Raw genomic sequence first — 14862 nt, forward strand, 5'->3', positions numbered from 1 at the left:
TGTATGGAGGACCTGCATCCGTGAATACACGAACAACGAATAAACGCAGGCTGAGGGCGGAATTGCCGCTGCATCTCATGCTCGTGCCGGGTATTATTGTCACACTGATATATGCATACGGACCTATGCTTGGCATTGTTATGGCGTTTCAGAAATTCAAGCCGCTGCTCGGGTTCTTCAAATCCGAGTGGGTCGGGTTCAAGAACTTTGAGTATGTGTTTAACCTGCCGGACTTTACGCAAGTGCTCTGGAATACATTCTTTATTTCCATCATGAAAATTGCATTCGGCTTGCTCATCCCGCTGATTCTAGCCCTGCTTCTTAATGAAATTACGAAGAACTGGTTCAAGCGGCTCATCCAAACGAGCATCTTCCTCCCGTTCTTCCTCTCATGGGCGGTGCTCGGCGGGGTGCTGATTGAAATCTTCTCGCTTAAAGGTCCGGTCAATGGCCTTATATCTGCCGTAGGCGTGGAGCCGATCATGTTCATGGGGATCAACGAATGGTTCGTCAGCATCATTATCGGCTCGGATGTGTGGAAGGGTATGGGCTATAACATGATCATCTTCCTGGCTGCCATCGTCAGCATTAATGCCAACCTGTATGAAGCGGCGGAAGTGGATGGGGCGGGAAAATGGAAGCAGATGGTGCATATTACGCTGCCGGGAATGGCCCCGATCATCATTCTCATGTGCACGTTAAGTCTGGGCGGGGTGCTGAATGCAGGCTTCGAACAAATTCTCATTCTGTATAATCCGGCCGTATACGAAAGCGCCGATGTGATCGATACCTTCGTGTACAGGCTCGGATTGTTCGATCAGCAGTACGCGCCTGCCGCAGCTGTCGGGCTGTTTAAATCGGTCATCTCTGTCGCGTTAGTGTCATTGTCATACTACCTGGCCTATCGGCTCACAAACTATCGAATCTTTTAAGAAGGCGGGTGGACGCACATGTCGTATAAACTACCGCTTGGCAGAAAAATTTTTATTGCCATCAATATTCCTCTTTTAATTGGTATTATGCTGCTGTCTATCGTTCCCTTTGTTCATCTGCTGGCCGTATCGCTCAGCTCCAATGCGGCGGCTTCGTCCGGTCAGGTGAAGCTGTGGCCGATCGGCTTCACCTTGGATGCGTATCAGTTTCTGGGGCAGAAGGCGGAGTTCATCAAGTCTCTTGGAATTTCTGTGCAGCGTGTCTTCCTGGGGACGATCATCAACATGTTGCTCGTATTCTTGACGGCATACCCACTGTCTAAGACGAATGAGCAGTTCCGGTTCCGGACGGGTTATGTATGGTTCTTCGCGGTAACGATGTTCTTCGGCGGCGGACTGATCCCGACCTACATGATCGTGAAAGAGACCGGTATCATGAATACGATCTGGGCGCTTATTCTGCCCGGTGCGCTCAATGTATGGAACATGGTCATGATGCTTAATTTCTTCAGAGGAATTCCGCGGGAGCTGGAGGAAGCTTCGAAGATCGACGGAGCGGGACACTGGTCGATATTGTGGAGAGTTTATTTGCCGGTATCCCTGCCTTCCATTGCTACCATTGGTCTGTTTACTATCGTCGGGCATTGGAATTCTTGGTTCGATGGGATGATCTACATGAATTCTCCCGCCAATTATCCGCTTCAAACCTATCTGGCGACATTGGTTACGGCGATTAATGTGAAGTCGATTACGATCGATGATTTATCCGCGCTGCAGAACTTAAGTGAGAAGACACTGCGGACCGCCCAGATCTTTCTGGGTGCGCTGCCGATCATGCTGGTATATCCGTTTTTGCAAAAATATTTTGTTAAAGGCATTACCGTCGGCAGTGTAAAAGAATAATGAATAGGAAGAGACCCTCGGTTGTTGGAGGGTTTTCTTTATGCGATTTGGCCATTAGGATAGGATTTCCTCACTTCGAGTCGAATAGTCTCATCAAAAGTCACATCATGCGCTTCGCATGCAATAAGTATGCGTTAGTAAGGGGGAGGAACAGGTGAGGAAGCTGGCTAACCTTAAGCTGTCGAAGCTGCATGTGTATCAGAGGGTGATTATCGTCTTTGTGGCGATGCTCGTGCCGGTATACTTGATCAGCTTAGGTATCAACATGTGGGGCCTCTCGTTCATGAAGAAGGGCTTCACTAATTCGATTTCATCTAATGTCCAGTTCTATTCCGATCAGCTCAATGAACAGTTCACCTTCGTACGGAGGCTGCAGCTTCAGCTGGCGAATGATTCCGACCTTCTGAAGATGAGCTTCCTAGGGGGACTGCTGAACGGATTCGATGACCTTGAACGGATCAACCGTGTGAAGGATCGTCTATTCGCTGCCCGGGATTCCAGTGATTATTTGGTTAATGTCGGGGTGTACGTCAGATCCTATGGCAGAACCATTTCGACGCAAGGCGGCATTATGAAGCTGCCAAACAATGATTTTAAGATGATATCCCGGTTTGTTTCTCAAAAGCCCGCGCAGCCGATTTTTATGAAGGATGGACGGCTTTTTTTCATCGAACCGGTCAATAACCGAAGTATTATCGTCTATATGGAGCTGTCTGTCCCGAAGCTAACGGAGACGCTCTCCAAGCTTGTGGGGCTGTACGATGATTCGGGTGCATTGCTCATGGATGGGCAGAATGACAGTGTGGTTTCCGTCCGTGCAGCCGATCCAGTTGTTGAACAGATCAGAGCATCGGCTGAAATAAGGAATGAAACGCCGCAGTCGAGCAACCACTATATGCTGAAGGTGGAGAATGAGGATTATATGGTGACACAGATCCCGATCAGCGCACTCGGTTTGAGCCTGAACGCTTATATGAATCAGGATGAAGTGACGGGGCCGCTTCGCATGTTCAACGTGTGGCTGATCGTGCTTTCGCTCGTATCCCTCGCCATAGTGGTCATGTTTTCCTTTTCCGTCAATGTGATGATTCATAGACCGCTCCTCAAGCTGATCAAGGCATTCAAGAAATTGGAGACGGATAATCTGATCGGTATGCGGCAGGGCAACAACGATAATGAATTCGGTTATTTGTACCGGAATTTCGACAGTATGGTCAGCAAGCTCAAGCATTCCATTCATGAGAATTACGAGCAGACGCTCGCGCTCCAGCACTCGGAGTTCAAGCAGCTCCAATCCCAAATCAATCCCCACTTCTTATACAACAGCTTTTTTAACATCTATATGATCTGCCGCAGCGGTGATGTGGATGGAGCCTCGCTATTGGCCCAGAAGCTGGGCAGCTATTATCAATTCATTACCCGCAGCGGGAAGGACGACGTTCCGCTAATCGAAGAATACCGCCATGCCTTGGATTATTGCGAGATTCAGGGGATACGCTTCTCGAACCGGATCGTGGTGGAGGCGGAAGAGCTGCCGGAAAGCTGTCAATCGCTCGAGCTTCCACGGCTCATTGTGCAGCCGCTCGTCGAGAATGCGTTCGAGCATGCCTTTGAGAACGGCAGGCGAAGAGGAATGATTGTGATGAAGGTGAGCTATTCCGGCAGCCGGTTATCCATCTATGTTGAAGACGATGGCAATGTACTACCGGATGAGCAGCTGCTAGAGATGCAGAGCAAGCTTGCCAACACGTCACTGATCGCTGAGAAAACGGGACTATTCAATGTGTGCAGACGTGTTCAACTCCGGTTTGGCAAGCAAAGCGGTGTCTTTGTTTCCCGCAGCCCGCTCGGCGGATTAAAGGCGGAGATTCTCATTTACGATATGGAGGGGTAGACCATGTACCGGATGTTGATCGTTGATGACGAGCCAGCTATTGTGGACGGATTGATGCAGTTCTTTCAAGACATGGAAGACCTTGAGCTTGACCTGTGCAAGGCTTATTCGGCGAGTGAAGCGCTCGATATTGTAAAGAAGACGAAGGTTGATCTCATCATTAGCGACATTCGCATGCCTGGCAGGAGCGGACTGCAGCTTATTGACGATGTGCTGTTTTATTGGCCGGCTTGCCGGATCATCCTGCTCACGGGCTACAGCGACTTCGAGTATGCGCATAAGGCCATTCAGAAGAATGTCGATTCGTATATTTTGAAGACGGAAGGGCTTGAAATCATTCACGAGGCAGTACAAACCGCACTAACCAAGATCGATGACGAATACCGGGCCAAAACGGTGCTGGAGCTGGCGGAGCTGAAGCTTGCGGCCTCAGAATCCTTGCTCAAGAAGGAATATCTGGAAGCGCTGCTGATTGGCGAGGAGGTGGATGAGACATGGGGAAGACATGGAATCGAATCGTTATCTCTGCAGATCAACAGCCCGGAGCCTCTGATCTTAATTGCCGCCCGGGTGGACCGCTTGGAGGAGAAGGTGCCGAATCGGATAAAATCAGAGGTTCAATGGTTCATTCGCAATTTACTGGCTGATCGTCTTCCTAAGCAGCTTCGCGCAGAGGCAATCCATCTGGATCGCGCGGAATCCGTATGGTTTCTTCAACCGGCTCAGGATGCGGACCGGTTTGTTGAACAAGGCGGAAGCATCGATTGGCGGGGCATCATCGATTATACGAAGGGCCTGCTGGAGCCCGTTCAGAGCAGCTGCCGTGAGGAGTTCGGCGTCTCCGTCTCCTTCATCGTTAGCCGCGGTCCTCTCCAATGGGAGGAGATCAGCGGCGAATTCGAACGCATAAAGGACGTGTTCAAGCAATATGCCGTGACAGGCCAGCCGATGGCGATCGTTGACTTGGGCACAGCCGATGATGGGGCGAAGCGGGAGGCCAGAGAGCTTAGCGGAACGAGCATGACGGTCATGAACAACAAACTCATCGCGCTTGAGAAACGGCTGGACGCTGGCGATGTATCAGGGGCGGCCTTGCTCACCTCTGAATTGGTCCAGCAAATTAAACTTGATATCGCATGCAGCTACACGATCGGGATGGAGAATTATTATCGGCTGATCCTCGCATTCCTATCGTATATGAACGGCATTCAACATAGTAACAGCCTTGAGCCGGAGCTTCGCATGCCAAGTATTCCATTCTTAGAGGCGCCGACAGAATGGGAGTCGGTCGAGGAGAGAATGCTTCGGCTGAGCGAGTCGATCTGCCGGATCAAGCAAGAACAGCTGGCCAAGAGCGAGAACCTGATCGTCGAGCGCATCCATCGTTTCATCAATGACAATTTGGGCGGCGATCTTTCTCTGGCCCGAATCGCCGAGGTCGTCTACTTCAATCCCTCTTATTTATCCCGGTTCTATAAGCAGCTGACAGGCCGCAACCTGTCCGAATATATTAATGAAACCAAATCTGAAACGGCGGTGAGATTGCTCAGCCAGACACAGATGAAGGTTAGCGAAATCGCGCTGAAGCTGGGGTTTGAATCCCCTTCCTACTTCACCTCCTTCTTCCGGAAGATGATTGGGACCACCCCTCAGGATTATCGGGAGACTGCTTGCCTAAAGTAGTAAACAAAACAGAAGCAAGTAAAGAATCTTATATTGTTGGCGCCAATTCCTCAGCTATATGATGGATGTGTGAAGCTTGTGTAAAGCGCGCTTACACGGCTTGTGCAACCAAAACCGGAACGGTTGGCTGGTTCCTTAAGAGAGGAATGAAAGTAAGGGAAATGAAAAAAAAGTTTTTTTCCTTGTTTCTTGCCGTAAGCGTTCTCATATCCGTCGTACCAATTGCAGGGGGCGGTTCTATCGCACATGCCGAGGAAGCGGCTGCTGACGTATGGGTGGAAAACCCGTTGAAGACGGTATTCAGGAGCAGCACGATACCCGCGCTGCCTGATAAGAGCATATCCCTCGTTTCAGCTAAGAATGAATACGAAAGCGCACAAATCGCAATCCGAAGCGATGCTGGCTTCACGATTAACGGGGTCGAATTTACCGACCTAACCACGACAGCCGGAGACCTGATCGAAGCCGGGAATCTTAGCTATCATTTTGTCGAATACGAGCTGCCGGATACAGTGAAGGACAATGCTTTCATGCCCGCAGGGGTCCCCATCTATCCGCTATCCGATATACCGGACCCGCTCTCTAATGAAGCTTCCATCACGGTTGCCGCGCAATCCACGCAGCCTATTTTTATAACCAACTATGTACCTTCCGCGGCGGCGCCGGGCCATTATGAAGGGTTGATTAGCTTGAACACGACCTTGGGAACGTTTCAAATACCGATCCAGGTCGAGGTGAGCAATGTTGAAATTCCGGCTCTCTCGGATTCGGAGTTTATCAATTATCAATGGGCCATGACCAACGGATTTACATGGGATGGCCTCACTTGGGACAGCAATAATCCACAAGCTATGTATGATGTCGGTGAAAAATACTACGATGTTCCGCTGTACAGCGACGAATGGTTTGACCTGCTGGATGAATTCGCCACCGTTATGACAGATTACAGGCAGAATATGATCTGGCTCCGGACGGATCTGCTGCTGCAAGCGAAAGGTACATATCTATCCGAATTTAAGGATGGCATTCCCGAATCGATTGATTGGTCCGTATTTGACCGTTATGTGCAAACCTTCATCGATAAAGGGATGACTCATTTTGCCAACACGCATCTCATACATTCCTTGAACTACATGCCGCCGGAGGAGAAGCCGAGTGCAGAGGTATGGAGCGGGGCTTTGCCTGCGGCAGACTCGATGCCCGTTACCGATGCTTATGTGAGAAATTATATGACGGCACTGCACGACCATCTGGAGGAGAAGGGCTGGCTCAATGAGGACGGATTTACGTGGTACCAGCATATCCGGGATGAGCCTATTGCGGATAAGGACCGCAATTATTGGACGTATATCGCACGTCAGATTAAGCAAGATGTACCGGACTTCAAGACGATGGATGCCGATCCGAACGGCGTGCTGATGAACGATGCCACCAAATCATACGTGGATGTATGGGTTCCGCTGACTCCGGCTTTCCAGGCGAAGAAAGGTTTATACAAAGCCGAGCAAGAGGCTGGCAAAGATATGTGGGTTTATACCTGCGATGTCAATCAGCCGCCATGGTTGAACCGGTTCTGGACGCAGCCTACCTTAACGGGACGGTTACTGTTCTGGAACTTGAATCAGGAGGGTGTGACGGGCCATCTGCACTGGGCATGGAATGCCTGGTATGTGGGCAGCTATTACGGCGATTCCACGATCGTGTACCCGGACAAGAAGAACATGACCGTGAAGAGCTCGCTTCGCTATGAAGCGCAGCGGGATGGATTGGAAGATTATGAGCTGATGGATATCGTGAAGGCTTCTAATCCTGATCTCGCCAAACAAATTGCGGACAGCGTGGTTAATCCGGCTGACCCGAGAAAGTACTCACTTGACCCAAGTTATATCAAGACATTGCATGATTATTTGGTTCGTGCTGCAGCAGGCGAACCGGTTGGAGAGGTACCGCAAGCCGTTAGTCCATATATGGGGCAAGAAATTTCGAATACCTATATGACGGACAGCGCGAGCGGCGATATTACCTTCTCAGGCAGCTGGTTCCCGAAGATCAGACAGTTTGCCTATAACGGAAGCGTTCAAGCTTCATCCGGCGCTGACGCCGATCTCGAATATGAATTCTACGGCAGCGGGATCGACGTTATTGTCGAGAAGAATGAGGATTCCGGCAAAATCGCCATATCGGTGGACGATGGCGAACCGGTAATCGTCGATGCTTACGAGAAGGTGCAGCATGACTACTTTACGATTTACAGCCAACAAGGACTGACGCCAGGCAAACATAAGATCAAGGTCATGAAAGCTGGCGGGGACAGCTCCAATCTGTATTTCGATGCTTTCCGAGTACACAAGTATGACGGGCAGATCCTCTATGATGCCTCGCTGAAAAGCCTAGACATCAGCGGCGCGCCATCGTTCAGCTTTAGCAGCAGCAAGACGAAGTACCAAATTATGATACCGGAGGATACCTCCGAAATTACGATAACGCCAACACAATTGGACGCAGGCGGAACGCTTTCCATCGGTGGGAAGACAATGGAGAGCGGTATGGCAGCCAAGGCTATTATTCCAAATGGAAAAAGCAAGATTACACTTCTAATTACGGCTAGCGACGGTGTCACTCAGAAGCAGTATACGTTGAATTTCTTAAAGGGCAATAAGAATGAAGAGAGCAGCAATATCGCCCGGGACTATGCTGAAATTACCGCATCGGCTGCTCGTTCGGGAGAGGGTGCTATTAACTATGGTCCGTATAAGATGGTTGATGGCAGCTATGACAGCATGTATGCCAGTATGCAGGGCTATGTCGATACACATCCGTTTCCTCACGAAATTGTTCTGACATGGGATGAGCCGAAGGATTTCAACACCCTCGTGATGAATACTAAATCCGGTCTCCTTCAAGGGATTATCGATATCGACGTGCAGGTATCAACGGATGGGGTGAGTTGGGAGACGGTAGTACAGCGAATACCGTTTAATTGGGAGAGTGACCAGGATGGTGTCTCAGAGTTCGCATATGGGAACATCCCTGCGGTCAGCGGAGCGAAGAAGCTGAGGATTCAGATCAATGATGCGTACTATAAGCAATGGAACATGTATGCCGTTTATGAGCTTGAGCTCTATAATCTGCCTGACAACGGCGAGGTGCAGGATATTACGCTTATCCGCGATGTCGTATTATCTGGACTCGCTATCAAGGATGTGAAGACCGGCAAGCCGATTGATATCTCTTTTGATCCTTCCAAGAAAGCCTATCAAATAGAGCTTGGAATGGAATCGAACAAAGTAGAGATTACCCCAACCTTGAAAAATAACTATGGGACGCTGACCTTCAATGGGGTGTCCGTAGCGTCTGGAAATACGGCTATCGCAACTCTTCCAGACGGTCTGAGTACCTTGACGGTGAAGTTGGCCGGCGATCAAGGCATATCCAAAGAATATACGCTTCAATGGCAGAGAGCCATTGAAAATATTGCACTGAAGGCACAATCGATTACCTTGGATAAACCGATGGAAGGCTCAACGTCAGTGGACACGCTAATCGATGGTAATTACTCGACAATATTCACGAATGGTAAGTTTAATGCTATAGCTGACTTTAATTTCCCTCATACAATAGATTTGAAGTGGAATGAGCCTCAAAGTTTCAACACAATCCATATAATTGCGCCGGACGGAGTGACCGATCATAAGGTCTCGACTTTTGCCATTAAGGTGAAGAAGAGCGGCGATGCCGATTGGACGCAAATTTTGCATGATGGCCAAACGTGGGTGGTGGATGGCAATGTTCTGTTCTGGCCTCTTTATAAAGGCTTGAATCCGGATAATGCCGGAGGAACGCTTACAGAGAAGCTTCCGATTCTGGCTCAAGAAGGCATCACGGACATGCAGATCATGCTCTATGGCGGCCATTTCTACCAATCTCCCTACTATTATGAGATTAATGAGCTTGAAATCACAAATATAGTAGAAGACGGCCAGATCGTCATCGAGGTCGTCAAGGACAATGAAGGCGGTAATCCTGGTAATGTTGGAGGCGGCTTCGTCGGTTCGGTTGATCCGCAGCCGGCCAAGGATGTTCATGTCATCAAGCCGGCTGATATCCGCAATCCTTCCCAGGAAGGGATTATTACGATCCCGGTATCGGAGGATGCCAACCGTATTGAGCTTCCAACCAATGCGGCCGAGCTGCTGGGTAAGAACCGTCTGGCCATTCAAGCAGGCGGCTTGACCTTAATCCTGCCAGCTGAAGTTCTTCAGCAGCTGGTAAGCCAGCTCTCTGCCGGGGATCTGAAGGACGGCCGCATCGAGCTGTTGATTCAACCGCTGAATGATACGGATGCGGCAGCTATTGTAGCCAAAGGAGAGACGTCCAGCAAGGCGAAGCTTACTCTCTCCGGCAAGGTCTATGATTTCGGTCTGGCGTTCGTGTCGAAGAGCGGGAAGGCCACGAATCTGACCGAATTCGATCAGCCGGTTACGATTCGAATGGCAGCTGATTCATCGGTCAATCCGGTCTTGTCCGGCCTCTATTACTTGGCTGACGACGGTACACTGGAATATGTCGGCGGCCATTACGAAGACGATGAGCTCGCCGCTGAAATTCGTCATTTCAGCAAATATGCCATTCTGGAGTATAAGAAGTCATTCGTTGATGTCCCGAAAACCCACTGGGCTGCTGACGTTATCGAGCAATTGACGGCGAAGCATATCATTAAGGGAGTCAGCGCAACGGCTTTCGTACCCGCTCGCGAGGTAACCCGTGCTGAATTCACCGTGCTGCTGGCAGGGGCGTTGAAGCTTACGGCCACAGGAGATAGCGGGTTCACGGATGTTGCGAAGGAAGCTTGGTATGCCCAAGGGATCGCCGCGGCAGCGAAAGCAGGTATCGTAAATGGCAAAGACGAGCGGGCCTTCGACCCGAACGGAATCATTACGCGCGAGCAAATGGCCGTCATGATGATGAAGGCGTATGAAGTATGGAGCGGCAAGAAACTGGGCACATACGACACAGCCAGGTTCAGCGATTCTAGTGAGGTTTCGTCCTGGGCAGCGAAGTATGTAGGTGCTGCAGGAGAGCTTGGCGTCATGAAAGGACGCGCTGCGGATAAGTTCGCGCCCAAGGGAACGGCGACGCGCGCGGAAGCCGCGCAAGCAATCTATAATTTACTGAGTACGAATGGGATTGTTCAGTAATAGGAAGGCCTTTTCGCAAGCGGTTGTTTAAAGTGAAATTGATGATTCATAAAGAAGCTGCTCAGGGTTCGTTACCGGAGCGGCTTCTTTGTTATGGAGACAAGGCGAAAACCTTTAGACGATTACTTCATTATGTGGGAGCAGTCACTCCAATTCACTGTTTAATGATTGACAAAACCAAGCTGTCATTTATAATTAAAAAGCAAACTAAAACAATAAAATGCAATATAAAGCAAAATCAATGGAATGGGAAGGTGAATATTGTGGTGGACAGCTTGAGAGACGTTGTCGTTATCGGAGGCGGTGTTGTTGGGACCGCAATTGTCCGCGCTCTTTCTCTATACAATATGAGTATCATGCTGGTGGAGAAGCAGCATGATGTGTGTGAAGGTACAAGCAAAGCCAATAGTGCTATCATTCATACGGGCTTCGATGCCAAACCAGGCAGTGTGGAATCCGACTGTCTTCGACGGTCGAGGGAGCTGTGGCCGGAGTTGATTGGAGCCTTGAAGATCCCATTCCTTCCTTGCGGGGCTGTAATGGTTGCCGCGAGCGAGACGGAGAAGGCGAAGATTATCGAGCATTACGTGCCGAATGCCGAGGCCAACGGAGTCGAGGTCCGCTATATCGAGAAGGAGGAGCTTCTGGAGATGAATCCGGATGTATCCGAACATAACCTCGGGGGCTTGGTCATCGAAGGAGAGGGCATCTGCGATCCGTTCTGGGTTACGCGCGCTTTTGCACAGCTCGCGGAATTGAATGGGGCAGAGATACGGTTTGGTTCAGGCGTGGAGCGGATCGAACCGGCGGATGATGACAGTCATCTGGTCATTGTGCTGGAGGACGGTTCGGAAATTCGGACGCGGTATGCGGTGAATGCAGCTGGCCTCTGGTCCGATGAAATCGCCGATATGGTTAAGGATGAGAGCTTCGTCATAACGCCGAGAAAGGGTCAGTTCATTCTGACCGAAGATACGCTAGGCATCTCGCAGATTGTGCTCCCGGTTCCATCGCCATCGTCCAAAGGCATTCTGGCTGCGCCCGTCGTATTCGGCGGATTCCTGCTCGGCCCTACAGCCGAGGATCAGGAGGATAAATGGGATCGTTCCACGACCGATGACGGAATGGAAGCTGTACTGAACGGTGTTGAGAAGCTGCTGCCAGGCATCCGATCCGCCACCACGATCAGGCAATTTGCCGGGCTGCGGGCTGTTTGCAGTACGGGTGACTTCGTAATCAGCCCATCGCCAAGAAGCCATCGGTTGATTCATGCTGCAGGCATCCGTTCAACCGGTCTATCGTCCTCACCGGGAATCGCAGAACGGGTTGTAGAGCTCCTTCGCAGCACGGATTTGATCATGACTGAGCGGTCGGAGGCTATCCTTGAACTGCCGGATCTGCTTGGAGAGAGCGATGCTGCAAGCAACGGGGAGATCATCTGCCTCTGCCGCTCCATTACGCGCGGCGAGATCGAACGGGCCTTATCTGCGCCGCTGAGCTCAACCACGCTGGACGGGATTAAACGCCGAACAGGAGCCATGCTGGGCGAATGCCAAGGGAACGGCTGCATTCCGAAGCTGTTGGATGTCATGGAGTCGTTCACGGCCAGCCGTGGATTGGCGAAGGCGGGTGGGGAGGAAGCCCCGCTCAAAGGTCTTCGCGAATCCTATATTGCCGGACAAGCGGGAGGACGGGACAATGAAATATAACTTAACGATCATAGGCGCAGGGATTGCCGGCCTAACGGCGGCGGCGAAAGCATATGCGAGCGGCTTAGAGCGTGTACTGCTCATTGAACATCAGCCGGTGATCGGCGGATTTACGCGCGGATACATTGAAACCAGCTTTTTCGAGACAGAACAGAGGCTGTTAAGCGAGTGCGCGGCCTTGCCTTATACGATCATGACCCGTTCGACGGTAGTCGGTTTCTTCACAGGAGACGGTGATACCCCGCATCAATTGTTTGTTCAAACGCCAACCGAAACCGAGGAGATTCAGACGGACTATATCTTAATTGCTTCGGGCGCGATGGAGAAGCCAAGAGAAGCGTGGCGGATATCCGGAGGAAGGCCTGCCGGTGTGATGACCCCGGCTATGGCTGTAGAATTGTCGCAAAGAGGTTACCGGCTCGACGAAGGGAAGACGATGATTTATATGGCCGACCGAAGATCACACGGGGCGGCCGAATATCTGGCGGACCGATTAGGTGAGACGATACAGGTATCCGCAGAGGACTTTGACATCGAGCATATTCACGGTACAGCTCAGCTAGAAGGAGTTACGATCCGGTCGGTTATAACAGGTGAGGCTGAACGTGTTAACTGCAGCAGACTGCTGTTCGCGAAAGGGCGTTACGGTAGCACCTTTTTTCTGAAGGGGCTGCCAGTTGAGCGGGACGAAAGCACCCTATGTATTATAACCGACCGCTTCGGAGCTACCGGCATCCCTCGCGTATACGCGGCGGGAAGCTGCACACAGCTTGGCGATGACGGACATACGAGCTCCATCGAGATGGCAAGCGAGGTTGCCGATCACCTGCTCGCGAAGATATAAAGTGGAAGCGAGGCTTATCAACAAAACTTAAGCGTATGCTTCCGAAGCGAGTTTTGTTCTGATCGCTCCTTCGGAAGCGATATGACCACTAAACTTAAGCGTATGCTTCCGAAGTGAGTTTTGTTCTGATCGCTCCATTGGAAGCGATATGACCACTAAACTTAAGCGTATGCTTTCGAAGTAGTTTTGTTCCGATCGCTCCTTCGGAAGTGATATATAATCACAAAACTTAAGCGTAAGTATTCGAAGTAAGTTTTGTTTCAATCGCTCCTTCGAAAGCGATGTAATCACAAAACTTAAGCGCAAGTATTCGAAGTGAGTTTTGTTTCAATCGCTCCTTCGGAAGCGATGTAATCACAAAACTTTGAGGAGAATCCATATGAACATAAACGGTCGGTTTACCATCGATGCTCCGGTTGAGCAGGTTTGGGATGTTTTCATGGACGCGGAGAAGCTGGCAAGCTGCGTGCCTGGCGCAGAACGCATCACGATGACCAGCCCGAACAAGTACGAGGCAGATATGGTCGTGAAGGTGCAGTTTATGACGCTGAAATTTGCAGCTGAGGGTGAGCTGAAGGAAGCGGTCCCGATGAGCTCGCTTCAGGTCGAGATGACCGGCCAAGCTCATGCTCTGGCCGGGTTGTTTCGTAACCGGATGCAGGTTACACTAGAGCCAATGTCGGATCATGTGACATCAATTATCTATCAAATGGACATGCAGTTAACGGGCAGACTCGCTTCGCTCGGGATGATCCTGGTCAAAGGGACCGTCACCAAGACCGCGGAGCAATTCGCTACGAATGTAAAGCTGCTGTTTGAGACAGGAAGGAATGACGGAGGACATGCTGCAGGATGAAAGATTAGAAGAAATCCTGTCCTTGTTGAAAAGCAATCAAACGGTTAAAATCATCGATCTGGCAGAACGGTTCAGTGTAACCCGTGAAACGATCCGAAGAGATCTCTATGAGCTCGAGAGCAGAGGTCAAGCTCGCAAGGTTCACGGAGGCGCGGTCATCCAAAAAGCCGGATTCGAGCCGCCCTATGCAGCTCGGAACGACTCCAATGTGAATGAGAAGGAAGCGATCGCCGAGAAAGCCGCGGAGCTGGTGGAAGACGGCGATTCCCTCTTTATCGATCTGGGTACGACTACCCTGATGTTCGCTAGACATTTGAAGAAGCGAACCGGACTAAAGGTAATTACCAATTCGGTGCTGCTCGCGATGGAGCTGGTAGATCATCCTTCGGCTAAAGTGATTTTATGCGGTGGCGAGCTGCGTGCTGGGGAGTATTCGTTATCCGGCTCGGTTGCGGCCAGAAACATGGAAGCCTTCTATGCGGATAAAGCCTTCATTGGTGTAGGCGGCTTGACGGTGGAAAGCGGGATTACCGATTATCATGTAGAGGAAGCCGAAATTCGGCGGCTGATGATCGACCGGGCCAAGGAAACTGTGGCGCTTGCCGATGCCTCCAAATTCGGAGTCATTGCTTTTGCGAAAATCGCCGATCTTCAGCTGATCGATACGATTGTTACCGATAATGGCGCCGACCCGGATATGGTACGTAAACTCCGGGACACAGGCGTTCAAGTTATGCTAGTATAGAGCTTCTCTTACTACTATTATGGATTTTGGGCTGCGGCTGGATCCGCCCGTATATTCGTTCATCTGAAGACCTCTGTCGCCTAACATGCGATAGAGGT

9 protein-coding genes are annotated in these 14862 nt (G+C 50.6%); all 9 read left to right on the plus strand.

What is annotated here, in order from left to right; translation table 11 throughout:
- Positions 1-77 precede the first annotated feature (77 nt).
- Complete coding sequence (locus NNL21_RS14130) at positions 78-932, plus strand: ABC transporter permease (protein ID WP_256555241.1); 855 nt, start codon at positions 78-80, stop codon at positions 930-932.
- An 18-nt stretch (positions 933-950) separates the two neighbouring features.
- On the plus strand, positions 951-1835 hold the full coding sequence (locus tag NNL21_RS14135) for a carbohydrate ABC transporter permease (protein ID WP_204819601.1): 885 nt from the start codon (positions 951-953) through the stop codon (positions 1833-1835).
- A gap of 154 nt (positions 1836-1989) precedes the next feature.
- The gene (locus NNL21_RS14140) at positions 1990-3729 is read left to right on the plus strand and encodes a sensor histidine kinase (protein WP_204819602.1); all 1740 of its coding nucleotides are present in this window, start codon (positions 1990-1992) and stop codon (positions 3727-3729) included.
- Between the two features lie 3 nt (positions 3730-3732).
- Positions 3733-5412 carry a response regulator gene (locus NNL21_RS14145; RefSeq protein ID WP_204819603.1) on the plus strand — a complete coding sequence of 560 codons (1680 nt, stop codon included), beginning with the start codon at positions 3733-3735 and terminating at the stop codon, positions 5410-5412.
- Between the two features lie 161 nt (positions 5413-5573).
- Positions 5574-10610, plus strand: a complete 5037-nt coding sequence (locus NNL21_RS14150) for a glycoside hydrolase domain-containing protein (RefSeq protein ID WP_204819604.1) — start codon at positions 5574-5576, stop codon at positions 10608-10610.
- 266 nt (positions 10611-10876) lie between these two features.
- Positions 10877-12319 (plus strand): NAD(P)/FAD-dependent oxidoreductase, encoded by a 1443-nt coding sequence (locus NNL21_RS14155; protein WP_256555223.1) that lies wholly within the window; start codon positions 10877-10879, stop codon positions 12317-12319.
- Positions 12309-13163 (plus strand): NAD(P)/FAD-dependent oxidoreductase, encoded by an 855-nt coding sequence (locus NNL21_RS14160; protein ID WP_204819605.1) that lies wholly within the window; start codon positions 12309-12311, stop codon positions 13161-13163. The genes NNL21_RS14155 and NNL21_RS14160 overlap by 11 nt, the downstream gene beginning before the upstream one ends.
- A 379-nt stretch (positions 13164-13542) precedes the next feature.
- The gene (locus NNL21_RS14165; protein WP_204819606.1) at positions 13543-14019 is read left to right on the plus strand and encodes an SRPBCC family protein; all 477 of its coding nucleotides are present in this window, start codon (positions 13543-13545) and stop codon (positions 14017-14019) included.
- Positions 13994-14764, plus strand: coding sequence for a DeoR/GlpR family DNA-binding transcription regulator (locus tag NNL21_RS14170; protein WP_204819607.1), 771 nt, complete (start codon positions 13994-13996; stop codon positions 14762-14764). The genes NNL21_RS14165 and NNL21_RS14170 overlap by 26 nt, the downstream gene beginning before the upstream one ends.
- The last annotated feature ends 98 nt before the right edge of the window (positions 14765-14862 follow it).

The sequence above is a fragment of the Paenibacillus mendelii genome, assembly GCF_024498075.1.
Lineage (GTDB): Bacteria > Bacillota > Bacilli > Paenibacillales > Paenibacillaceae > Paenibacillus_Z > Paenibacillus_Z mendelii.